21 protein-coding genes and 5 tRNA genes are annotated in these 25,427 nt (G+C 29.7%); 23 read left to right on the plus strand and 3 right to left on the minus strand.

Features of this window, described 5'->3' with window-relative positions:
• The 17 genes from AC2TDS_RS16160 (at position 1) to AC2TDS_RS16240 (ending at position 14,082) form a co-directional block, all read left to right on the plus strand.
• Entirely contained in the window at positions 1-1,065 is a 1,065-nt protein-coding gene (locus AC2TDS_RS16160) for a nucleotidyltransferase domain-containing protein (protein WP_484736614.1), read from the plus strand.
• Between the two features lie 104 nt (positions 1,066-1,169).
• Complete coding sequence (locus AC2TDS_RS16165; RefSeq protein ID WP_484736615.1) at positions 1,170-1,466, plus strand: hypothetical protein; 297 nt, start codon at positions 1,170-1,172, stop codon at positions 1,464-1,466.
• Positions 1,467-2,196: 730 nt separating this feature from the next.
• The gene (locus tag AC2TDS_RS16170) at positions 2,197-3,588 is read left to right on the plus strand and encodes an RtcB family protein (protein WP_484736616.1); all 1,392 of its coding nucleotides are present in this window, start codon (positions 2,197-2,199) and stop codon (positions 3,586-3,588) included.
• A 360-nt stretch (positions 3,589-3,948) separates the two neighbouring features.
• Entirely contained in the window at positions 3,949-4,641 is a 693-nt protein-coding gene (prfH, locus tag AC2TDS_RS16175) for a peptide chain release factor H (RefSeq protein ID WP_484736617.1), read from the plus strand.
• 1 nt (position 4,642) lies between these two features.
• Positions 4,643-5,176 carry a tetratricopeptide repeat protein gene (locus AC2TDS_RS16180; RefSeq protein WP_484736618.1) on the plus strand — a complete coding sequence of 178 codons (534 nt, stop codon included), beginning with the start codon at positions 4,643-4,645 and terminating at the stop codon, positions 5,174-5,176.
• A 313-nt stretch (positions 5,177-5,489) separates the two neighbouring features.
• Positions 5,490-5,606, plus strand: a tRNA-OTHER gene (locus AC2TDS_RS16185).
• Positions 5,607-5,956: 350 nt separating this feature from the next.
• Positions 5,957-7,714: a hypothetical protein gene (locus tag AC2TDS_RS16190; RefSeq protein WP_484736619.1), complete on the plus strand. Its 1,758-nt coding sequence runs from the start codon at positions 5,957-5,959 to the stop codon at positions 7,712-7,714.
• Positions 7,715-8,464: 750 nt separating this feature from the next.
• Positions 8,465-8,537: transfer RNA gene (locus AC2TDS_RS16195), tRNA-Cys, on the plus strand.
• 112 nt (positions 8,538-8,649) lie between these two features.
• Positions 8,650-8,731: transfer RNA gene (locus AC2TDS_RS16200), tRNA-Tyr, on the plus strand.
• A 125-nt stretch (positions 8,732-8,856) separates the two neighbouring features.
• A tRNA-Asp gene (locus AC2TDS_RS16205) sits at positions 8,857-8,929 on the plus strand.
• Positions 8,930-9,030: 101 nt separating this feature from the next.
• A tRNA-His gene (locus tag AC2TDS_RS16210) sits at positions 9,031-9,101 on the plus strand.
• A gap of 108 nt (positions 9,102-9,209) precedes the next feature.
• On the plus strand, positions 9,210-9,698 hold the full coding sequence (locus AC2TDS_RS16215; protein ID WP_484736620.1) for a ribonuclease H-like YkuK family protein: 489 nt from the start codon (positions 9,210-9,212) through the stop codon (positions 9,696-9,698).
• Between the two features lie 231 nt (positions 9,699-9,929).
• Positions 9,930-10,334 carry a hypothetical protein gene (locus AC2TDS_RS16220; RefSeq protein WP_484736621.1) on the plus strand — a complete coding sequence of 135 codons (405 nt, stop codon included), beginning with the start codon at positions 9,930-9,932 and terminating at the stop codon, positions 10,332-10,334.
• Between the two features lie 544 nt (positions 10,335-10,878).
• On the plus strand, positions 10,879-11,151 hold the full coding sequence (locus tag AC2TDS_RS16225; protein WP_484736622.1) for an integrase core domain-containing protein: 273 nt from the start codon (positions 10,879-10,881) through the stop codon (positions 11,149-11,151).
• An 85-nt stretch (positions 11,152-11,236) separates the two neighbouring features.
• Positions 11,237-12,211 (plus strand): hypothetical protein, encoded by a 975-nt coding sequence (locus tag AC2TDS_RS16230; RefSeq protein WP_484736623.1) that lies wholly within the window; start codon positions 11,237-11,239, stop codon positions 12,209-12,211.
• 496 nt (positions 12,212-12,707) lie between these two features.
• Complete coding sequence (locus tag AC2TDS_RS16235) at positions 12,708-13,199, plus strand: DUF4274 domain-containing protein (RefSeq protein ID WP_484736624.1); 492 nt, start codon at positions 12,708-12,710, stop codon at positions 13,197-13,199.
• 157 nt (positions 13,200-13,356) lie between these two features.
• A complete protein-coding gene (locus tag AC2TDS_RS16240; protein WP_484736625.1) occupies positions 13,357-14,082 on the plus strand; it encodes a hypothetical protein in 726 nt (241 codons plus the stop codon).
• Positions 14,083-14,300: 218 nt separating this feature from the next.
• Here the strand turns inward: AC2TDS_RS16240 and AC2TDS_RS16245 are convergent, their stop codons facing one another.
• The gene (locus AC2TDS_RS16245; RefSeq protein ID WP_484738915.1) at positions 14,301-15,155 is read right to left on the minus strand and encodes an IS3 family transposase; all 855 of its coding nucleotides are present in this window, start codon (positions 15,153-15,155) and stop codon (positions 14,301-14,303) included.
• Between the two features lie 41 nt (positions 15,156-15,196).
• Positions 15,197-15,508, minus strand: coding sequence for a transposase (locus AC2TDS_RS16250; protein ID WP_484735911.1), 312 nt, complete (start codon positions 15,506-15,508; stop codon positions 15,197-15,199).
• Positions 15,509-15,847: 339 nt separating this feature from the next.
• Between AC2TDS_RS16250 and AC2TDS_RS16255 the strand changes: the two genes are divergently transcribed.
• The 4 genes from AC2TDS_RS16255 to AC2TDS_RS16270 all read left to right on the plus strand — a co-directional run bounded on the left by AC2TDS_RS16255 (position 15,848) and on the right by AC2TDS_RS16270 (position 20,818).
• Positions 15,848-16,291, plus strand: a complete 444-nt coding sequence (locus tag AC2TDS_RS16255) for a response regulator transcription factor (RefSeq protein ID WP_484736626.1) — start codon at positions 15,848-15,850, stop codon at positions 16,289-16,291.
• Between the two features lie 909 nt (positions 16,292-17,200).
• Complete coding sequence (locus tag AC2TDS_RS16260) at positions 17,201-17,737, plus strand: helix-turn-helix domain-containing protein (RefSeq protein WP_484736627.1); 537 nt, start codon at positions 17,201-17,203, stop codon at positions 17,735-17,737.
• Between the two features lie 107 nt (positions 17,738-17,844).
• On the plus strand, positions 17,845-19,356 hold the full coding sequence (locus AC2TDS_RS16265; protein ID WP_484736628.1) for a serine hydrolase domain-containing protein: 1,512 nt from the start codon (positions 17,845-17,847) through the stop codon (positions 19,354-19,356).
• 556 nt (positions 19,357-19,912) lie between these two features.
• The gene (locus AC2TDS_RS16270; RefSeq protein ID WP_484736629.1) at positions 19,913-20,818 is read left to right on the plus strand and encodes an SH3 domain-containing protein; all 906 of its coding nucleotides are present in this window, start codon (positions 19,913-19,915) and stop codon (positions 20,816-20,818) included.
• 816 nt (positions 20,819-21,634) lie between these two features.
• Here AC2TDS_RS16270 and AC2TDS_RS16275 read toward each other — a convergent pair.
• A complete protein-coding gene (locus AC2TDS_RS16275; protein WP_484736630.1) occupies positions 21,635-21,757 on the minus strand; it encodes a hypothetical protein in 123 nt (40 codons plus the stop codon).
• A gap of 345 nt (positions 21,758-22,102) precedes the next feature.
• Between AC2TDS_RS16275 and AC2TDS_RS16280 the strand changes: the two genes are divergently transcribed.
• Entirely contained in the window at positions 22,103-23,554 is a 1,452-nt protein-coding gene (locus tag AC2TDS_RS16280) for a hypothetical protein (protein ID WP_484736631.1), read from the plus strand.
• 484 nt (positions 23,555-24,038) lie between these two features.
• On the plus strand, positions 24,039-25,127 hold the full coding sequence (locus tag AC2TDS_RS16285) for a serine hydrolase domain-containing protein (RefSeq protein WP_484736632.1): 1,089 nt from the start codon (positions 24,039-24,041) through the stop codon (positions 25,125-25,127).
• Positions 25,128-25,427 lie beyond the last annotated feature (300 nt).

Genomic DNA, 25,427 nt, shown 5'->3' on the forward strand with positions numbered 1-25,427 from the left:
ATGACACTAGAAGCATTAAAAAAATCAGATCATATTATTTTTGAATGTATTAGTGGTAGTCGAGCTTATGGCTTACAAACACCTACTTCAGATACCGATATCAGAGGGGTGTTTATTTTACCTAAAGAGCAATTCTATTCATTGGATTATATAGGTCAAATTAACAATGAAACTAATGATATTGTGTATTACGAATTGCGTAAATTTATTGAATTATGTGTAAAGAACAATCCGAATATATTAGAGTTGTTGAATGTTCCTGAAGATTGTGTTTTGTATAAGCATTCCTTATTTGATGAGGTGACAAAAGAGATTTTTTTATCTAAATTATGTAAAAATACTTTTGCCAATTATGCATTTACGCAAATAAAAAAGGCTAGAGGTTTAAATAAAAAAATTGTAAACCCGGTTGATAAAGAGCGTAAAACAGTGGAAGACTTTTGTATTGTTCGAATAGATAAAGAGTCTATTAGTTTAACATCGTTTTTAGCAAAAAAGTCAATAGACAAAACCCAATGCGGATTGGCTAAAATTCCAAAAATGAAAAACTGTTATAACTTGTTTTATAACGAAACGTTAGCTTATCAAGGAATAGCAAGATCAAATGCTAATGAAGTATGCATGAGTTCTATTCCTAAAGAAGAAAAACCGATAGGCTTATTATATTTTAATGCAGAGGGATATTCATCTTACTGCAAAAAGTATAAAGAATATTGGAATTGGGTAGCTAAACGAAATGATGAACGTTATCAAAACAATATATCACATGATAAAAATTACGATACAAAAAATATGATGCATACTTTTCGATTATTGTTAATGGCAAAAGAAATAGGTGAAACAAGAACCATAAATGTTGAGCGAAAAGACAGGGAGTTTTTACTTTCAATAAAAAAGGCTGAACATGAATATGATACTTTAGTGCGTAAAGCAGAAGAAATAAAAACCAATTTAGACGTTGTTTATGAAACTTCCGATTTACAAGAACAACCCAATTTACAGGAGGTAAACAAGTTATTAGTTGCGATAAGAACTAAGTTTTATCATCAAAATTTGGAAGTTTAGTGAAATTTCATGCATCTTTGCAGTAGTTCATTGACAGGTTCTTCTATCAATTTATAAGATATGTAACACAATAATGCGTTACATAATTTATAAAATATAGTAATATGAATTGGAAAATTCAAAAATTGACTAATGGAGAAACCATTATTTCTAAAGAACCAGGTAATTCTATGTTACCTCTTTTAAAATCTAAACAACCAGTAAAGCTAAAACCAATACATTGGTCAGCATGTAAAGTTGGAGATATTGTATATTGTAAAGTTCGTGGAAACTGCTTTACACACCTTGTAAAAGGTAAAAACGATAAAAGAGGGCTATTGATTGGTAATAATCATGATAGAATTAACGGATGGACTAAAAATGTGTATGGAATAGTAGTAGAAATACTTACAATGCCATAGGCATTCCTAATAAGAACAAGATTACAATGAGCTAAAACGCTCAATTATATTTTATAAATACAAGAATAAAACAAAATTTAAACCTATGACAATACTGAAATTCACATATCAGGACGCAAGTAAGCGACTTCGTGAGTTGTTTTTTAGGTAGAAATTCACAGTATAAAAAGTAAAAGCGTCCAAAAATTAATTTTTGGACGCTTTTTTTTATAAAAAAAATAAAACCTGAAACCCACTTTGAATCGTGTAGTGCAAAATGTACATAACAAAGTATGAGTTAATTAATACATCTACAAAAAGTGGACAGGTTTACTATTGCTTATTTCTAAATTAAAATATTGATAGTCAATTAAATAAATGTAAATTTTATTTGTGTAATTCAAAAATACATTCTAAGTTTGCACCGCAATTATGCAACAAAACCATTTTAAACCGAAGTAACATGTTCAAATACCAAGTAAACATAAGTACAGGAATAGAACCAGGTTCTTATGTACACATGCTTCGAGACTTACTTCATACATAGAAAAATAACGATCTTATATATGAAAAGTCCGAAGCCAAAAAGTTTCGGATTTTTTTATGCTATTCATTCCCGTTTAGTTTTCAATTTCTGGAGCTATCAATAAAGTTATATACTTTAAGTCTTGTGCTGTATGCGAAAATTACAGCCATACCATTTCTAATTTGTTAATGGTATTAAAAAACGTACTGACTAAATTTAAATAATATGGGAAAAAAATTAAAGGGAAAAGACCTAATCAATGTAGGATTTCCCAAAAACAATAGCATAAACATCGCCTTAGGGCAAATTAACCGATATAGGAAAAGAGAAAATAAAGAACGCATTTTAGAAGAAGCAAAAGACGTATTGCTTCATCCTGAGAAATACAAAGGAAATGCGATTTGGGGGAAAGTTGCAGAAGGTTTGGTAAAACCTGTAGAAGTTAAAATGCATCAATTGCGTAATACCAGAGCTCCGTTTTGTATTTATGGAGAAAATGAAATTGATGATTTAGCAAAATATCAATTGTATGATGCTTTAAAATTACCAATAGCAGTGCAAGGCGCATTAATGCCAGATGCACATTCAGGGTATGGTTTGCCCATAGGGGGTGTTTTAGCCACAGAGAATGCCGTAATTCCGTATGGAGTAGGATTAGATATTGGCTGTAGAATGGCCCTTAGTATATTTCCAATGAAAGTATCTTATATGAAAGGTAAACAACATCAAATGGTAAATATACTGTCTGAGCATACCAAATTCGGAATGTATGAAACACATGCTAAAAAGCAAGATCATGAAATATTTGAACGTAGCGAGTTTCAAGATATTCCATTGTTAAAACGCTTAAAAATGAAAGCATATAATCAATTAGGAACCTCAGGGGGTGGCAATCACTTTGTAGAATTCGGAATTGTAAACATAACTGATGAAAACAATGAATTTAAGCTACCTATTGGTGAGTATATTGGTTTATTAACACATAGCGGAAGTCGCGGATTAGGGGCAAATATTGCCAAACACTATACCTATTTAGCAACCAAGCAATGTCCGTTGCCAAAAAATGTTCAACATTTAGCATGGTTAGATTTGAATACGCATGACGGACAAGAATATTGGTTAGCAATGAATTTAGCGGGTGATTATGCAAAGGCGTGTCACGATAATATTCATAAACGAATTGGAAAGTTATTAGGAGTAAAAGCGATTACAAAAATTGAAAATCATCACAATTTTGCTTGGAAAGAACAGGTAAATGGTATAGAGCGAATTGTCCATAGAAAAGGTGCAACACCAGCCAGTAAAGGTGAACTAGGAATTATTCCTGGTTCTATGACAGCCGCAGGATATATTGTTAGAGGATTAGGGAATAATGAAAGTTTACAGTCGGCTTCTCACGGGGCAGGAAGAAAACATTCACGTAGAAAATGTAAAGAAAAGTTTACGAAAAGTGATATTAAACATCAATTAAACATGAATGGAGTACATCTTATTGGCGGTGGAGTAGATGAAGCTCCAATGGCGTATAAAAACATTAAGAAAGTGATGGGTAATCAACAAGAACTGGTGGAGGTTGTCGGAACATTTACTCCGAAAATTGTAAGAATGGATAGATAGTATTTCTTGGGCGTTCCCCAAAGGGTCAGGCTTTACACTATATCTTTTTTGGCGGTCATTGCGAAGGTTACTTTTTTGTAAATAGTGGTAATGCCCCTCTTTTAGAAGAGCCAAAAAAGGATGTCGTTTCAATCCTTAACGCAAAATATGTTCAGCGTGGATTTTTAAAGAGAAACAAATAAAAATTGTATCGAGTACAATTGATAAAATAGTAGTTGTCATTATGATGAATGAAACGCAATGAAAGGAAGAAGTAGTAACAATTTAATTTAATGATACGTCATTAGAGTTAAATGGGTATTATATACCACAGAGAAAACAGTGTTTCGTTTTACTTGTAATGATAGGAATAAAAAATAAATGGAAACAAAAATAATTCAATTTACCGCAGGTCGTGGTCCTGCAGAATGTGCTTGGGTAGTAGCAAAAGTACTCAATAAATTCATTCATAAAAGTGTTGAAGAAAAGATAGATTATACGATAATTCACAAAGAAAATGGTATTGAAAATGGTACTATTGAATCTGTCACCATTCAACTGAAAGGAAAAAATGTATCCTTGTTTTTAAAGAATTGGTTAGGCACTATCCAATGGATTGGAAAATCAACATTTAGAAAATACCATAAACGAAAAAACTGGTTTATCGGTTGTTTTGAATTGCCTTTGAGTAATGAGCTAGTCATCTATGAAAAAGACATCGAGTTTCAAGCCATTAGAAGCTCAGGGCCAGGTGGGCAGCATGTGAATAAAGTAAGCTCAGCAATACGAGCTAAACATATACCCACTAGTGTTCAGGTGTTAGTTTCAGAAAGTCGATCACAGCATCAAAACAAGAAGATTGCCGTTAAACGACTGAAAGAGCAAGTAGCAAGTTTTAATTTAGTGGAATTACAAAACACAATGAAACAAGGATGGAAAAATCATTTGAATTTAGAGAGAGGGCATCCAGTACAACTGTTCACTGGAACAGACTTTAAACTTGAAAAGAAAAATAAAAAGTATAAAACAAAACGGAGTCACTTAAAAAACGACTTACGGAAACAATTAAAATAAAATGGGAACATTAGCAAACAATTACATATTCAAAGCATTAGATGCTTATCCGTATGATTTAGAAGAAGCGATAGAAGCATTGACCTATGCTTTAGCCTATGATGAAAAGAACACAATAGCCTTGGGTTTAATGGGACGTATTTATGCTGAACAATTATGCGATTATGAAAAAGCAAAAGGATACTACGAAGAAGCCTTAGCAGAAAACATCCATGCTTTTACTATCTATCCAAATTACATTAATGTATTACTATGGAACGAAGACTATATTCAAGCAGAAAAACTAATTGATTTTGGCTTGGGTTTAAAAGGAGCTGATAAAGCCTTATTATATTTAAAAAAAGCAATTTTATACGAACAAAAAAAGAAATATAAAAAGGCATTAAAAAATATTGCTAAAGCTCGTTTGCACGTATACAATAATGACTTTATGTACAACCTAGATGAAGAAGAGAAGCGTATTAAAAGAAAATTGCCTAAAAAGAAGGCAGTATCAAAAAAGAAAAGCGAAAAAAGTAAGAAAAAGTCTAAATAATTTCAACTGCGCAAAAAGACTGCGCAATACTGTGGAATATTTGCAGTGTAGTTATGAAAGAGACATTATATTTAATTATCACTTGAAATTACGGTAAAGGAGAATCATTTTATTCTTTATACAAAGCAAGGATAGCCTTAGTTTATGGTTTCTTTTTCTAATGAAGAAGAAATGAAAAAAAAGAGGTTTTATTACGACAATGTTAATTTGTAAATGGTAGTAGTTGCGTGGGGAAATTATGATAAGAAAAAGCCTCATTATAACGTGGAGTATGATGAGGCAATATTAAAAAGTTCATTAATAAAATACATAATAGTGCGGTAGCTCAGTGGGTAGAGCAACAGAAATTACTATTCGCAATTAAAGAGCACAAATGGTTCCTATAGGCGTCCAAGCTGTGTGTCGCAGGTTCGAATCCTGTCCGAACTATTATATTATTTATGATTTGAAGTTGATGTAAAGGAAAATGATGATTTATACGAATTCAGCATAAGTCTTAGCTTAAGGTTTCTTTTTCTAAGGAAGTTGAAAGGGCAAAAGGGCATTTTATTGAGGGAATTTCAATTTGTAAATAGAAGTACTAATATAACCGACAAAGAAAGTTCCTATACAATTCATCTTGCGAACATACTTTCCGTTGGTAAAAAAGACAAAAAGAGTTCCTATTTTTGGTTCGACTCCAAACTCGATGGGTTATTTACTCTTCGTCTTTTAAAAATTAAATAGGTAAATGGTGTTCCTATGCTATAAAAAACACCTTAATTACAAAAACTATGAAAAATGAAAACATTAAAACTATTCAATGCAGTAATAGCAAAAGAAACACAATCGGCACCCTATATATCAAAAACTGGTTTTATTATAGAGAAAAATGCACTTTGGGCAAAAGATTTAATCAGCGTTTATTACGAAAGAGATAAACTTAATGGTAATGATTTGAATAAAACATTTCATAAGTCATGGAGTATAATTAAAAATAGTTCAAGATTTGATTTAATTCAGGAACAAATAAAGCATTATATCTCTACCTATGGTAGTGATTTTAAGAATGAAATCTATATACCTTCAGAGGTTTTGACTATTACAGATATAAAGTTAACGTATAAAGTAATTAAGGCATATACGAAAGATGCCATGCTAAAAAAATGTTTAGCATTATTGCAGTCAGGGATAGCTCTAAAAGAAGAAACTATTGATGATGTATTATCCATATTGGTTGAAGAACTCGGGTACCATTTTACAGGTAAGGCACATATTAAAAATAAAGAAGCAATAGTTAAAATTGCTGATTTATATAATGTTTATCCAGAAAATGTAGTTGAGTTTTTTAGATACATACTATACAAAACTACAGATACAACTTTACTGATAAAGAATGATGAGTTAATTGAAACAATAAAAAACAGTTCTTATAATCCATCGAAAGCTTTCAATCAATATGGATTAGAAAAATTGGCTCAAGTTTTTAATAGATTTAAACCCTTGTTTTTAGCTTATAAGAATAGAGCATCAAAAACCATTAATAAAATAAGTAAGCTATCTAAAGTACACCACAAACCAATGATATCAAATGCATTAAATGAAGTTACATTTACTATGTTAACTAATGGTGATATATATTGGTTAAATAATGCAACTCCATTTGCTTTATTCAAAGCATTAAATGCGTGTTATATAAGGAAAAATGGTCAAGATGCATTTTTGTATAGAGTTAGAAACGGAAAGTCATGGGTAAAGAAAAGTGATGCTTCGTATGTAAATGAAATGAATTTCTTTTTTTTATTAGATTATTTAAAGCAAAGGTTTGATTTGTCTGATAAAAAAGTATTCATACCAGAAGATGTAGATTATGCTTTACCCACTTCGGAGAAAATGTATATAGGAAATATACCTACTGGAACAAAATTCTTTGGAGAACAACTGGCTGTGGGAATATACTGGAAGAATTCTTGGGGAGCTACCGATTTAGATCTTTCAGCAGTAAATATTGGCGGTAAAGTTGGATGGAACGCTAGTTATGCACAGGAAGAAGGGAGTTTGATGTATTCAGGAGATGTAACGGCGGCACCATCTGGTGCTGTTGAGTATTTACATGTGAGTAAAGGTTTAAACGTACCTACTTTAGTGAGCAATAATGTGTATTTTGGATCGGCTGACTGTGAATACAAAATAAACATAGGTAAAGGAAGTGATATCGATAAGAAATTTATGATGAACCCAAACAAGGTATTTGCCGAAATACAATGTAAATCGGTTCAAAAACAAACAATTTTAGGAATGCTTTTACCTGACGGAAAAAAACAATCGTTTGTATTGTTAAATTTCGGAGCTGGTCACACCAGAGTTTCAGGAAACTCAGAGATATCGAATTTGGCTACAAGAGCTTTATATCAACAATGGAGGAATCCATTATCATTCAAAATGATTATTGAATTATTAGGTGCTGAAATTGTTGAAGAACCAGGTGAAGCTACACATGATTTTTCACTAGAAATATTGGAAAAAGATAGTTTTACAAGAATTTTTGAGAAAAATTAAATTATTTAAATTATAATTGTAAAAATGATTTTACAAAGCACACATAGTAAGCAGTTAGAACTTTGTTCGTATGATCTTCGCCCGAATTTTAAGCGAAAAGGATGCTATGTATATCAATTTCAACAATGATTTTAAATAAATTATAACTAAATTAAATACAAATACAAGCGTCCAATATACATTGGACGCTTTTTTTATGAAAAAATGTAACTAAAAATGCTGAACTAAAAACACCTAAAATAAAGCCATAAAAACTGAAAACAATTGAGAGACAGACTTTTGTAATTATGTTTAAAATCCGTTAAAAAACGGACAGGGTTTTTAGTGTTTAAAAACAAGATAACCACCTGATTTTTAGTGAAATAAAGTAAATAATTTCTTGTGTAGCTAAAAAATATATGTCATCTTTGCCATGTTAAAACAACACAAGAATAGATATTTAAAAAGAATAAAGATGAAACAGTATTCACACTATATTATAGCTTATCATTTCGAATTTCGTTCGCCGAAAAATGATGTACTGTTATGTAGTGATGAGCAATTCATTTTTAAAAAGGAGATATATGTAGATATAAGTTAATTATAAACTCATAGTAAAAGCTTAAAAGCATCTCCTTAACAACGAGATGCTTTTTTTATGATTCAAATTAAAGAAAGGAGTAAAGGTAGATAGAGGTATGATAGGTTTTAGGACTGAAGAAGTTCATGAAACAATGATAATGATTTGATTCCTTTATGTTCCGCAAAAAAGACAAGGTGGCTGAAAGGTGAAGGCAACGGATTGCAAATCCGTTTTTTATGAGTTCGATTCTCATCCTTGTCTCGATGATTGGCGTAAATCAAACTTGTTTGAAAATTACGCAAATCCATATTCTAGGCTAGATAAGAAAGTGCAGCGATCTCATCCTTGTCTAATGAATGAAATAATGATATAAGGAAGTGTTGAGCAATTGGTTGGCTCGCCAGACTGTAAATCTGGTCTTCATAAGCATGTAGGTTCGAGTCCTATCACTTCCACGAATGCGCCGCGAACCCAATTAACAAAGATGGGGTAACAAAAGCATTGTTTTTGCGAAAGCACGAACGAAGTAGGTGTTTAAATCATGATGATTCTTAATTTGAATCTAAGATGGCGTAGAAATAGTACTGTAGCGCAACGGCTAGCGCGTCCGACTGTCTCTCGGAAGGTTGCGGGTTCGAATCCCGTCAGTACTGCAAAACTGGGAAGATAACGATTGGTTGTTTATTCCGAATATCGGAAAATTTGTAGGTTCGAATCCTGCTTTCCAGACAATGTTTAGAAAGGAGTGTGTATGGTGGCTTTAGTTTATTTGGTAAAACACCTTATTGTGGATAAGGAGAACAGGGTTCGATCCCCGAAGTCACCCAAATTAAGGAATACAGGTAAAGCTGTTTAATATGATAGGTTGAAGCCTTGAAGATATAACATCAATGTCTTATTCTTGAGCATTAATAATTAATTACATAAGAGAAAATGATGAAAATTGCACAACAAAAATGGAAGAGTTTTGGCGGTAAAGTATTTGATCAGCCAATTACGAAAGTCATAGAAAACGCTATTAAAAAAGAGCAAAAATTAGGTTATCGATTAAAAGTTTGTGTAGGTTCAGACTCTCAAGCTTATAAATCTTATATAGCCTATGCTACGGTTATTGTGTTTCTAAGAGAGGGTAAAGGTGGTTTTATGTTTATTAGAACTTACAAGGGAACAAAAAACATACGCATTAAAGAGCGTATGTTAAAGGAAGTTACGATGTCTGTTGAAGTAGCATACGCAATCTGTAATATACTAGATAAGTACGATGTGGCTTTAGAGGTTCATGCGGATATTAATACAGATCCTAAGTTTCAATCAAATGTAGCGCTTAAAGAAGCTATGGGGTATATTTTGGGTATGGGCTTTGAATTTAAAGCTAAACCTTATGCGTTTGCAAGTTCATCTTGTGCAGATAAAGTAGTGTAAACCGGAAGTATGCAATAGAACGTCGTTATGAGAGAGGTAAACGAAAAAAGTAGATCGAAGCACTTGATTTTAAGGTGTTTTCATCTTGTAATGGATTTTCTATTGAATAATGCGGGTTAAACATGAAAAATGATGAAAATTGCACAAAAAATGAATTAATTTAACAGCTAATTAAAACATAATCAGTAACAAAACTCTTTTTGCTTCGTCTAATGGAAAAGAATATATATCATGAGCAAAAAAAACAGACATTTCGTTAAAATCATTATCATTCTAGGGATTTTTTATACTATCTCTGATTCAATGAAAGCTTTATTGGAAAATCAATGGTATGGTAATATTTTTGGTACTATGTTAATCCCCATAATTTTTTATCTATTTCATCAATTTTTTATAAAACATAATATAAAAGTAAGTTTTTTAAATAGCTTAGCATTAGCTATAATAATAATGGTTGCTGTTGGAGTTATTCACACAGGGTTTGACTTGATTTTCTTTAGTGATATTATTGGAAGAGATGACGCTTATCAAATGATGTTGGATGATTTTTGTATAGGAATTGTAATAGGTATATTTTACTACACATTTTCTAAGATAAAGAAAGTACTTACATCCAAAAAGAAAAAACAGGTATAAACTAATACTCTGAGTTCGATTTATTTTATTTCCACAGAAGTCTTAGAAATATTGAGATTTGATTTAAAAAGATGCAGGTTAAGTCTTTTTTTCAGAGTTTTTTAGGGTAATACGATTTCTGATGTTAATTTACGCATCATAATGATTTATGATAAATGCCGATATATAATTATGGAGGGCAATTTTATCTAAGATACGGTATGATCGAGCACCTTTCCCTTGGAATCGGTATAATAAAAATAGTCCCCTATATTTTAGGTGTTAAGATCTTGTTTTGAAGTGCTTTAGCTTTGCTTTAATGTAGGGTTTAATTGTGAATAAAAAGAAAGTAAGGTATGTCTTTGGTGCAAATTGGAACGTGTGGCTTTACATACATCACAGCGTATAAAATTAATTGCTAAGACTGTTTAAACTATGAAAAAATCAAATCATTTTACATGTCAGTTTTATGTTGTTTATCTAGATTGTTGATAACGTACTAATTAGTTTAGCCCCCAATAAGTTCCGAGTGTTCTTTTAAATTTCAAACTAATATATTTGAGATATGAAATACAAGAAATGGAGTTTAGATCAGGAGTTTACTCATGTAGCTACACCAGAAGAAAATGCATATGTAGAAGCGTATCATGGAATACTGATAAAAGAAGTCTTTCAACGATTTGAGTATAGAACTTTCGGAGAAATAGACCAAATACTAAAAAGGTATATGATTTTCTATAACAATACAAGGCACCATGGGCTATTAGAAAGAATAGCTCCTATGGAAAAATGGCACCAAGACAAACGCTTAATTTTAATGCAAAAAACAGTAGCTTAATTAATAATCGAAATTTAAAAGATTACTCTTGTTTTATAAGGGTCAAAACAGTTAAGTTTACCAATTTGAAACACAAAATTAAAAAATGACTATTAAAATTACTATATTTCTCTTTATTTTATCAACTTTACACTCTTGTTCTCAACCTGCTCCTAAAACAATGTTTGATGAAAACGGAGGAATAATTATTAGTTTGAAATTAGCTCCGAAAGATGGGAGCTTATTAAAAAAATTAAAGTCTAGACTAGAAACTTACGCTAAAACAAAATCATTCGAACTTAACACGTCAGAAGACAAAAACATTTTTACAGTTAAATTACCTTTTGTTCTAAAAAATAACGAATTGGATGAATTACTATTTACTAAAGGAAAAATAACTATTCTTGATGAAGCTAACTACTTCAAAAATGATTTTATTGAAGGATTCTTTTTGGATAACGGTTTTTTAGGCCCTCAAATTAATATTAAATTTAAGAATAAAGAGCAATTAGAAATACTCTCAACAAAAAATTTGAATAAAAAAATTGATATTTTAATTGATAGTACTTTAGTATCAAACGCTAGATTTACAACTCCTTTTACCAAGGGAACACTTCCTTTTCAGAGTAAAAAAAATAATACTGAAATTCTATATTCCATACTTAAAACCCCATATAGAGCCCCTTTTATAGTAAAGGAAGTAAAGAAAAAGATTTTTCTTAAAGCAGGTAATCGAATAATAGAATTACCTCCTAAATTATATGATAACTATGATAGCATAAGAAAATTCACAAAACCACACACAAGTATTTTCTACAATGTAAGAGATAGAACTCTTTCTCAGGGCGCTAAGTATTATGCTGAACAACAATTAGACGGTATAATTAAAAATCCATTTGGAGATTTTATAGCTGAATATCAGTTTAAAAATATGTTAGAATTAAAACGGTTTTTTTTAGAAATTCAAAAGAAATTTGAAAAGTATAAAAACCAATTTGATAAGCCAAAACAAAAAGAAATCGAGCTTTTAATTCAATCAATATCTATATTTACTAATAATAAACTATTTGAATCAAAGTAACTATGCCCAATAACTATGCATATGGCGTGCCGATAGGCTAATGCTATATGATTGTTGGACACATAAGGAATAAAACATATAATTACACTTACCACAAAACACCTTTTTCGAGGTGTTTTTTTATGTCCAAGATTCACGTAAACAAATTATAAATAAAGAGCAGGTTCTCCGATACCTTAAAAGCGGAAAAGTTCTTGGACATAATTGTGGTAAGTAAATTACAATAAACGTCTATAAACGTTTATAAAACGGTTATTTGTAAACATATTATTATCTTTTAACATGATACATTCTTTGAGATGATATTCATACTTATTTCATATAGAAGTATAAACACAGGGGAAATCAATGAAATTTTAGTAATTAGATGTTAAACTTAAACCTAGATATACAATCAACCCTAAAAACAATTTTAATCTCAGCCCTATTTACTTATATTTGAAAGGTAGATATGCGCAATTGTGCATATACACTAGTTGTACATAATGCGGAAAAAATGATAGTCCGACCACATAAAATATTGCTGATTAAGAAAAATTTCATCGAATTCTCATTCAATGAGAGCGAAGATGATGATGTAGAAGTAATGCCTGATTTTGAGAAATTTAAAACTCTGAATTCAGCAGAACAATATTTCCTTGCTGACAATTATAACTGGGACGATGGAACAATTGTATTGGACTGGATAATTGACAGCCCAAAATGTGACAAAGGAACTGCTTCATTAATATTCTGGAGAGCGGAACCTGACTTCTATTTTGACTATACAGCGAAAACAATCGAAGATTATGAAAAACCTGTTTGGAATTTATTGCAAAAGATTGTGAAAAAATTTAAGGAAAACGGATTTAAGAATAAAAAACTAAAATTTGATCCAATAGGAGAAGGATATAAAACTGATTGGAAAACGGAATTGGATATTTGGGAAATACCTGCGGAATTAAAAACTGCGACAAAAGGGAAAAAACCCTTCGTATTGGGAATTTGAAAAATGAAAAAAGCACTATGTACAACAATGTATAACCGCAATTACGGCGGATTAGACTTCGTTCGAATCCACTCGGAATTGCAAAAGTCCGTGCCAAACCGAAAATTAACGCATATAAACCCGTAACTGACGGTTATACTAGACCGTTAGCACACATATGAAAAAAAGTCTTTTAATAATATTCAATCTACTATTTTCAATTTCGTTGTTTAGTCAAACAGCTGAATTTAGAGCTGATACTACAAGCCTAAAAAAAAGAACTGGAAATAATGAGAAAGTTTATAAAAAGGCTCTGGAAATGGAATGGATTATAAACGGAAAAAAACTATTTTTCGGTTCTAAACCAATTAAAGTTATTCCTAATGAAAAAAAGATTGACACCATTCTCTTTCGTAATAGTTCGAATTCAAAATATGATTTAATAATTTGTAATATATCAGAAGCTAGTAAATTTTCGTTTGAATACAATACTTGTTGTGGTGGATTTAATGTGCGTAAGGAAAATAAAGGCAAATTGAGTAGAGATATAATATTTGAGATTTCTAAAAAGGACGAAAATGATATATATCTAGGAACTTTAGGCGAAACAGGAATATTACTCAAAAAAGACAATGTTGAAAATCACATAAATGAAATTTGTAGAAGCGCTATGAGTCCGAATATTTATTCCATTGCAGTATCAAAAATTCGAAAAAACTGTGATTCCTTGGAAAATTGTGAGGAATTGCTCTGCGAAATACGAGATGGACAAGCTAAAGGTGGATTTGAATACGAAGTTATTGAAAAGAAAATTGAATTTCTATATATGCCATTAGACGATAAAATATTGAAAATCATATTTCACGAAAAAACTAATAGGACTGAATTAAAATACGTGTGGTAACAAAGCGTATAGTTAATTGCTATTCCTTGCTAAATCAAAGGTAAGTGATTTTTTATAAAGCTATTGTTTAGCTGAAAAAATTGTACATTTAAACACGCAACTAACCATACACAAACCGTTGCCAGTAATTCCCCACATAAGAACCCCCCGGATAGATTTAAAGGTAAGTGTTTTGACCCCTATAAAACAAGAGTAATCTTTTAAATTTCGATTATTAATTAAGCTACTGTTTTTTGCATTAAAATTAAGCGTTTGTCTTGGTTCCATTTTTCCATAGGAGTTATTCTTCCTAATAACCCATGGTGCCTTGTGTTGTTATAGAAAATCACGTACCTTTTTAGTATTTGTTCTATTTCTCCGAAAGTTCTATACTCAAATCGTTGAAAGACTTCTTTTTTCAGTATTCCATGATACGCTTCTACATGTGCATTTTCTTCTGGTGTAGCTACATGAGTAAACTCCTGGCTCACACCTATTAATTCTAAGTACTCACGAACACTTTTAGCTATAAATTGACTTCCATTATCACTTCTAATAACAATATTTTCAGGATATTGGTGTTGCTCAAGCATAAGGGAAAGGAGTGTTATTACTTGTTGTTGTTTTATAGAAAAAGAAAAATAGTCTTTTAAGATTCTACGAGTATGTACATCAATTATCGAGAGTAAATAAGCATTTTTACCTACACTAGGAATCCATACCATCTTTATATCCATTTCTAAACACTCCATTGGACGTGAGGTCATTACTTTTCTATATTTCACAAACTTCCGACCAGAACCACTTCTGTTTATTCTGTGTTCTAATTTTAACATATTAGCTTGTTTCATTATTCGATACAGCTTTTTATGATTTATTATATAGCCTTCTTTCTTTAAATAAGAACACATTAATCGATATCCACAGTCTATAAATTCATGACTTAAAATATTTTTAATTGAAGTTATAACGTCTGCTTGGTCTACCAGCCCTTTAGTGTTATGATAAGTAAGTTTAGAAGGTTTATTTCCTTTCTTACCACCACTAGATGCTCTATAATAACTACTCTCTACCATACCAACCATTTTAATGATTTTAGTTTTACTACACTTATGCTTTTTATAAGTAAGATCTACTAAATCTTTCTTGGATCTGACGTCCCAAACTTTTTTTTTAAAAGTTCTCGTTGCACTTCTAGTTCAATCTCTCTATCGCTAAGTAATTTACGGAGTACTCGATTCTCTTCTTCTGCAGCTCTTAATTCTTTACTCTTAGTCTCATAAGTAACTTTTAAACCTGCTTCTCCTTGGTGGTCAAACTTCTTTCTCCAACTATAAAAAGTACCTGTACTAACTCCATACTTTCGACAAGCTTCTACTATACCTATCTCTTCTGAACTAGATAGTATTTCCAACTTCTGAGCTAAACTCCATTTCTTGTATTTCATATCTCAAATATATTAGTTTGAAATTTAAAAGAACACTCCGAACTTATTGGGGGCTAAATTATTCACTATTTACTTGTGATGAAAATATTCACATGAGAAATTAGATTTTAATAAATATGTACAACGCCCATGAGCAACCTGAAAATCACTATGTTTTCGAAACCTTAAAACGGAAAAGTTCTTTGACATAATTGTGGTAAGTAAATTCAAGAAGGTGTAAAATTGTTTGTTGTTAAATTTTTAACCTGTGTTGAAATAGTTGTTTTTGTATATTTGGTAAAACAAGACACACAAAAATATAGAGATGGCTATTAGGGGCCGCTCTACGCAGTCATAGCGATGAAGTTAAAAGACATACTATCAAAATATCAAAATTATTTTCTTGGAACTGCTATTGTATTATCATCTATAGCAGTTTCAATAAGGTCAAGTGATGAAAAAGTTAATTTAATCTTACACAATTACCCGATAGTTATTTTTTTAATGGTAGTAATTAGTTCATTCTTAATTGTGATCTATATTCAAATAAATAAAAGAAAAATCACAAAACTTTCTAATCAAATTAATAGTCAGTCTAAAATTGAAAGTAAAGAAATTAGCTCTCTACTAAATGGATTGACTGTGAGACAAAAAGAAGTTTATGATTTAATAATTTCGGGAAAGACTAATAAAGAAATAAGAGCCGAACTATTTATCGAACAAAGCACTCTGAAATCACACATTAATCAAATATATAGAAAGCTAGATATTAAAAGTAGGAGTGACTTAAAATCAGAAATATAGAGTTGATAGTCAGTGCTTGGTTGTAAAATCAACCTTTTATCAACCCTAAATTACTTGCTCAAACTGATACTTATAGTGAAATTGCTAACAACACATTTTAATCAAAACTATATTAAGATGAAAAGTAATTTATTATACTTCGCAATGTTTTTAATAATCATTTGTATTCCATTTAGCGGTAATGAAAATGAAGTCCGTTGGTTATGGGTAGAGTTACCTTGGATACCATTGGTATTAATATTTATTTCATTGCTATGTATAGCACTATATTTATATAAGAAAGAATTAATAAAAAAACGGTAGCTAATATCTAATCATATAGACTTCGGATAGGTCAATGCTATATGTGGTGTTGCTAGATCTGGAATTAGTAAGTGGTGAAAGGAAGACTACAAATAGATCTTGCTTTTGCATTGGTTGCTATGCCTATTCTTAAGTGAAATTATTCAATCCTACCGTATCTTAGGTATAGTTATACCATTTCCTTGAAGTTCTGCTTATCTATAGACCGGCATTTGCCATAAACAATTATAATCGGTGATTTACATCAGAATTGTAGGAAATGGAGTTTTTGTGGTAGTTTCTGTACATGAAATGATTACTTCAGCCTCAAAAACTCCGTAATGATCTGTTTTACGGACTTTTTATGTTGTTTTATATGGAGTTTAGGTTTGTAAAAAGCATCCTTTAATTACCTTTTTAACTTTTGAAAAGCAAAGAAGAACTCTATTGGGTAAGTCGTATTCAGGAAAACTTTACGTACGGTTTGATGAAGGAGGCACTGATAGCTATTTTGTTTTTGTATATTTGATAGAACAAAGAACACAAAAATATAGAGATGGTTATTAGGGGCTATTCCACAATGCAGTACAAGAAAATCAATTACCAAATTTATTCTTTAACCGAATAATGTCTAAACTAACGAAATATAGAACAAAATTGAATTTAACTCAAGATGAGTTAGCTAACAAAACAGGTCTCTCGGTTAGAACAATTCAACGAATTGAAGCTGGTTCAAAACCAAAAGGACATAGTTTAAATGTGCTTGCACAAGCTTTAAATTTGAGCAAAGAACAGTTAATAAATGAGATAGATGAACCTTCTTTTAATTATAAACTCATAAAATTGATAAACCTCTCATCTTTGCCTTTTGTTGTTATTCCGCTTGCAAATATTGCGATACCACTTCTTATAATGTATTACAAAAAAGAAGTTAATTCATTAACCAAACAAGTTGTTTCTGTTCAAATTTTGTGGACAATCGTATCCACAGTTTTTTTTCTTTTAAGTCCGTTTGTTGGTAGATTATTTTCATTACAAAACAAATTGACATTGCTAGTTTTAATAGCTTCTATTTTGGTAAACATTTTTATGATACTACTCAATACAATTTCATTAGACCAAAAAGCTAATTTGCGTATAAAATTGAATTTCAGTTTCTTATAATTGTGTCGGGATATTGTCACTTAATTGTCAGGTAATTTACACTCGCTATTCTCAAATACTTTCAGAGTATTGCATCATTATTTAATACTTAATTATAATTAATAATAATGAAACAAATAAATTTACTTTGTACACTCGTTCTTGTTCTTTTTTCTAATATTAGTAATGCCCAAATTTCTAAAGATTCAGATCTTTTTATTCAATTAAAAAAAACAGATAGTTTGTTTTTTGAGGAGTGTTTTAATAAATGTAATTTTCAATTGTTAGAAACCTATATACCTAATGACTTTGAATTTTATCACGATATAAATGGCATTCAAAACAGAAAACAATTTTTTACCTCATTTAAAGAAAGTCTTTGCTCCAATATAAATAGAAAACCCATTAGAAAAGTAGTAGAAGAAAGTTTAGAGGTGTATCCATTAAAAAACAATGGCGAAATTTATGGAGCTATACAAAAAGGAATTCACTTATTTTATATCAAAGAACCAAACAAAGAATTATACTTAACAAACATTGCTAAGTTTACATCTCTCTGGAATTTAGACAACGGTAAGTGGCAACTATCTAGAGTTTTAAGCTACGACCATAAAGAACCGAATAAAGATTATGGTCAAAAATTTGATGCAAATTACCCATTGGCATTATTTGACAAGGATATCAAAATAGAAAACCTACTCAAGCAACATAAAATACCTTCAATTTCTATTGGTTATATTCAAGAAGGAAAATTAAAACAAGTGCGTTCATTTGGTGTTCAAAAACAAAGCGTTCCTGCCTCTACTAATAGTATTTACAAGGTTGCATCTCTTACAAAACCAGTGACAGCAATCGTAGCTTTAAAATTAATTGAAAATGGAGATTTACAATTAGATGAGCCTATCTCAAAATACTACATAGACCCAGATATTAAAAATCATCGTTTTTTAAACAAACTTACTACAAGACATATTTTATCCCAACAATCTGGATTTCCAAATTGGAGGTATCTAACTGAATCAAGCAAATTGACGTTTGAATTTGAGCCAGGAACTAAGTTCCAGTATTCGGGAGAAGGATTTGAGTATTTAAGAAAAATAATTGAAACCAAATTAAAAAAGCCTTTTAAACAAATTGCTATAGAACTTTTGTTCAGACCTCTTGGAATGAATGACACACATTTTTACTGGACTCCAGAAATAAACGAGAATGATTATGCGTTTGAGCATGATGAAAATGGAAAAGGTATTCAACTTGAAAAATATTATACGACAAATACTGCGGCAAACCTTATGACTACGGTTAATGACTATTCAAAATTGTTGATTCATATTATAAATGGTGCGGGTTTATCTGACAACTTATATTCAGAATTTTTAAAGACTCAGGTGAATGAAAAAAAAGGAATTGACCGTAATCTAGGAATGCAATTATTATCGAGCTTACCAAATAATGAAATTGCGATTATGCATACGGGGGGTGATTTTGGAACAAAAGCTATTGCAATAGCTCTTCCTAAAACAAAAAGAGCATTGGTTTTGTTTTCTAATTCTGAAAATGGAATGGTTCTATGGCAGAAAATCATCTCCGAATATTTTGGAGAAGTAGGAAGAGAAATTGTACGCAGGAATCTGGAATAGAAACTATTAAGTATAGTATACAATAACTAAGTATATGGAGTGCCGATAGACTAACGCTATATGATTTGTTGGGCACATAAGGAATAAAACATATAATATACTTACCACAAACACCTTTTTCAAGGTGTTTTTTTATGTTCAAGATTTAATAAACGAATTATAAAATAAGAGTAGTTACTCCTTTGAGCTGAAACTAAATTTAAAAAGGAAAAAACATAGGGCAAAAAAAAATACAGCAACGGAAAGATAACCTGCTTTGTAACCAATTCCATTAGGCGAAGATAAGATGATAAGGGTTTTGGGGAGTTGACCTAAATTTACTATTAAAATTATAAAGGCAATTAATCCGGAGATAATTTTTAGAATTTTCTTAATCATGGAGCAAATATAGTAAACAAAATAAAGTAAAACAGTAGATTCTCCAATACCTAAAAAACGGAAAAGTTCTTTGACATAATTGTGGTGAGTAAATTCAAGAAGGTGTTAAATTGTTTGTTGTTAAAGTTTTAATCTGTGTTGAAATAGTTGTTTTTGTATATTTGGTAAAAAAAGTAATATGAAAAAGTTAAATCAAAGATTACTTCTAACGCTATTGCTAAACTCTTTATTTTGTTTTTCACAATCAAGAATAGGTGTAATTAATGATAAAGATGGTTTTGTAAATGTACGTATAGAAAAATCAATTAAAAGTCAAATAATAAGTAAAATCTTTGAGAAAGAGTATTTTAATTATTTTGAAGACAACGTTTCAAATTGGTGGACAGTAGAATTAAAATCGGGTTTAATTGGTTATGTCCATAAAGGTCGAATCTCTTTTATAAAGAAAGGCTATTTCCATAAAGGGCAACTTTTGGATAGAAATATAAATCTATCATTTTACAAACATGATTTAAAAGAAATTTCAATTGTTATTTTTCAATTAAAAGCTGAAGATAATAATTATGATTTTAGTTGTAAGGGTTTAATAAGAACTATCAAATTTAATAAACTTTTTGATAAAATATATTATGAAGAAATTGAACCAGTTGGGAGTCATTATGGAATTACATTTTCTAAAAAACAAAATCATCCTGATTTATTTATTGCATCAAAATTTGGAGATTATAATGGAGAAATTATAATAATTGATTCAGAAGGAAATGTTTCAAGCTTCGAAGGCGGGCAATATTTTGTTACAAATAATGGGAAATATTTAATATCGGATTGGAGTTCTGATATTAGTGGTTTGACTATTTATGATTTAGAGAATAAACAAATTAGATACAAAGATGAATTAGATGTATATCTGGGAGGTTGGTATTATCATAATGATATATATTATTCACCTGTTTGGGACGGAGATAAGGAACTTGATCAAACCTTTGAAGTTGATTTTGAAAGTTTTAAATTGAAAAAAAGTACGTTAAAAATTAATAGCGGTAAGAAAATTGAACAGAATAATCAATTTTGTAACTGCAAGTAATATCTAATCATATAGACTTCGGATAGGTAAAGTATATATGTCGTGTTGCTAGATCCTGAATTAGTAAGGTGTAGGGAAGGCTACAAATAGATCTTGCTTTTGCGTTGGTTGTTATGCCGATTCATGGGTAAAATTATTCAATCATTTCCTTGAAGACATGCTTATGTCTTTCCTATAGATCGGCATTTATCATACCAAGTATAGTCGATGAATTAACACCAGAAACGATATTATAAGATTGTCATTTTTATCGTTTTTAAAACTTACTTATATTGAAAATAAAAACTACAAGTTATCACAATCTCATTTTCAATTGCCTAGAGTAGTTTCGCATATTTATATCGTTTATAATTTTAAATTATAAATAGTAAGTATACGATTTACAGATAAATATTTCGTATTCAGGTATTGAATTATTTTAAGTTAGTTTAAGGCATAAAACTTTAGCATAACCAAGCTATGGTTAAGTTTTATAACGCAAAAATAGCTACAAAAGAAATAATAGATATGCGAAATATTTAGTTGTAAATCGCATTAGACCCTATGTGCTCTAGTTATGAATAAAAATAGAGTTTTTACGTAGACTCAAGTTGGCAACAATTAAATCAAAAACCACGAATAAACATATCAATATTAGAATCTAATACCAGTTGTTGTTTGAATTTACTGTAAAAGAAAATGAGTGTTTTTTTCTTTATATAAGATAGAAAAATTAATAAATAACTAACTACTGACCTCTATCTTTTATATTGAAATAGAAAGGGAAAAAGGACGTTTTATTATGGTAAATGGAATCAATTGATGTAATCATTCAGGTTAAGAATCGATTTTTCTAATAAAGAAAGACAATAGAATAAATATGATTAGAGCAATAACTAAACTAGTATTGAACTCCATAGGTCTATTTGGATCACCAGTAGCTATGATTTCGTTTTTCAAATACAAGTCTGTTATTATACCAACCTAGGAAGTAAGAGTTACCTGGTTTGGTCCGAGAACAATTACTTTTTTTGTGTTAAAGTAGTAGGGTTTACAAATACGGGTAACATCTATAATTGACTGTTTTATGAAATTAACACCCGGTTTATCTTGTTTTATTGTCGATTTAATGTTTTAAAAGGCATTCATTTTGAGGACTCTATGGGAATGAAAACGCAAAATTGTTTGTTATTAAAAAAGTTAAGACGACTAAGCGGGGTGTGTTTTTGTATATTTGGTAAAACAAGAAAAACAAAAATATAGAGAAGCCCATTAGGCTCTAATTTACACAGTAATTAACAAACTATGAAGAACAATATTATAATAAAATTTTTATTTTTTTTATTTCTATTTTTTAATCTAAAAACTATTAATAGTCAAGAAAAAATTGGAGAAATTAAAATTGAGGAAAATTATAAGAACATTACTAATTTATCTGGAGCATTAAACGATTCTATTACTTTCCATTTAATTATTAATAAAAAAAACATACATGAAAAAGCTTACCAAACTAACATTTACTTTTTTAATGAGAAGAAATTTACTAAAAGTTTTAAAATAGAAAACACCAAAAAAAAACCAAACTATTTGGCTTTTCATACAAATAATGATGTAATTACATTAATAAGTCGAAGGAGAAATAAAACATTAATACAAGACATTAACTATTTTAGTGAAAAAGTTGTTTCAAATACTTTAGATTCCTCACCTAAATCAATATTCTCTCATAATAAAATGACATTTATTGTTTTGAACAAAAACACTAATATATTAGAAATAGCTTTCGTTAAATCATCTAATAATTTTAAAATAAACAGCTATAAGTTTTTATCAGAAGAAGATAAGCAATTTCTCTATAACTTAAACAATAAAAACACAGATTTTGTAGACAATACAAATTTCATTAAGAAAGGGTTTATTAATAAAATTAGAGCTTATTATGTAGATAATAATTTAATGTTCGTAAAAGAAAATAAAATTAGAAAAACAATAACGTTATATAAAATTGACCCTGACTCCTATGCAACGATTAAACAAATTAACTTAAAAAACAAAAAAAAAATAAAAAAATTAAATTCCTTTATTAAGGATAATTTGCTATTTGTATATAGCATGGAAAGCAAAACAGCTGATTTAAATATTTATGATTTAAAAACTTTTAAAATCATAAAAAATTTTAAATATAATACTGTTGACTTTGGAATGGTTAACAAAGTAGTACAAAACGGATTTAATAAAACAAGTAGTTTTAAGCCTAAAAAATTTTTCAAAAGTTTTTTTCCTCAAGTAATCGGTTCAACTTATAATGCTGAACTATATATTGGCGTGAATAAAACTATTGACAATGATTATGTCTTACAAATAGGACATGTTGATAAAAATACATTTAGGAACTCTAATTCAGGTCATTTTTGGTGGAATACTAATCCGTTTAATTTAAATTATAATATTAGTAATGGTAATTTTACAGGTGGATTTAATTTATCAGGTACGGCAATGTTATTTTTTAATGCTGCGTCAAAGAATAAAAGAAGGGGCAATTTTTTTGAATTGCACCTAAATTCTGAATTAAAACCTATAAATAAAATTAAAGAATTAAAATACTATAATTTTGATTCTAAAGGTTATACAGTAAGGTTAGAAAAATATTTTAAGTTAGCCAAACATTTTCTAATACCTCAAAAAAATAAGATTAGATTTGTGAATTTTGACCTCAAAAACAAAAAATATATAATCTATGATCTTATAAAAAATTAATAAATAAGCATATCGCATGCCGATAGGGCAACGCTATATGATTGTTGTACACATAAGGAATAAAGTATATAATAGACATTTACCAAAAAACACTTTTTTCAAGGTGTTTTTTTTATTTCCAATGTATAGCCTTCCCTTAATAGAAATTAAGCGCAGTCTTAGTTTATAGAGATCAAAATAGTTAGTTTTTTTCTAATGTTGAAGAAAGGAGAAAAGGGCGTTTTATTACAGTAATTTTAATTTGTAAATTGTATAACTAAATAGAAAATAGTCTTGTATCTGTGATTTTAAACTAGATGAAGAATATGCTTTTTGGAAATGCAAATTTGATTATAATGTGTTGATTATGTGGTTTTTTTTTGAGCCTGTAACGATGCATTTGGTATATAAATACACTTTGTATAGCATATACAACATTGTAAAATTTTGCCCATTTGTGTAACATTATTTTCAGTATAGCTGTCTTGTAAACAAATTTTATAAGATGATACAAAAACTATATTCATTAAAAAACAGCAAGCTAATAATTGTATGTGCTGCTATGATTTTACAATCGAAATTTTATGCTCAATCAATAGAGATTAAAATTGACAGTTTACTCAATAAAAAATACTCTAATAATTCTACAGGAGGTGTGTATTTTGTTTCAAGGAAAGGAAAACCAATCTATAAAAAAGCTTTTGGATTATCAAACCTAGAATTAAATACACCAATGAAAGTTGAAAATATATTTGAAATAGGTTCTATCACCAAACAGTTTACGGCTATCTCTATTTTAATACTCGAAGAACAAGGAAAAATTAAAGTAGACGATACTATAAGTACATATATTCCAGATTATCCAAATGGGGATAAAATTACTCTTCATCATTTGTTAACTCACACTTCTGGAATAAAAGACTTTACGAGAGTAAAAGGATTAAATGAAATTGCGAAAAAGGAATTAACAGCCAAAGAAATGGTGAATTTTTTCAAGAACGAACCCGTGAGTTTTCAACCTGGAGAAAAGTTTGAATATAACAATGCGGGTTACATTCTGCTTGGTTATATTATTGAGTTGGTATCAGAAAAAAGCTATAGTGAATTTGTAACACAGCATATTTTCAACAAGTTAAATATGAGCAATTCATTTTATGCAAGTCATCGAAACATTATACCAAATAGAGCATATGGTTATAATCAAAAAAATGACCAATATTTAAATAATCGACACATAAGTTTCTCTATTCCTTTCTCTTCAGGTTCACTAATGTCATCGGTTGACGATATGTTTAAATGGCAAGAGGGGATAAAGGATCACGCTTTGATTAATGAAAAAACTACAAAAAAAGCATTCACAAATTATAATGTAAACAATGGAGACCATATAAATTATGGGTATGGGTGGCACATTAAAAGATTAAATGAGAATCTCAGTTATCAGCATGGGGGAGCTATATTTGGTTTTAAATCTATGGGGATTTATCTTCCTGATGAAGATATATATGTGATAGCTTTAACCAATTGTTGGTGTAACTCACCTACTAGTATTACTAGAAAAATCGCAAGTATAGTTGCTGAAGGCCTGGATTAAAAACGTTCTAGTAATTGTTGGCATAAATCAAAACAACGTAATTAATCTTATCAAAAACCATCTTTTTTAAAGGTGGTTTATAGTGTCAAAAATTAAGTAAACCAATGATAAAATAAGAGTAAATAAAAGGATTTTAGAATAATAAATACTATCGCTTTGAATAATAGGTTGTTTATGCCTAATACGATTTATAAATAAATATTTCGTATACAGGTATTGAATTATTTTAAGTTAGTTTAAGGCATAAAACTTTAGCATAGCCAAGCTATGGTTAAGTTTTATAACGCAAAAATAGCTACA

The organism is Tenacibaculum profundicola (genome assembly GCF_057220795.1).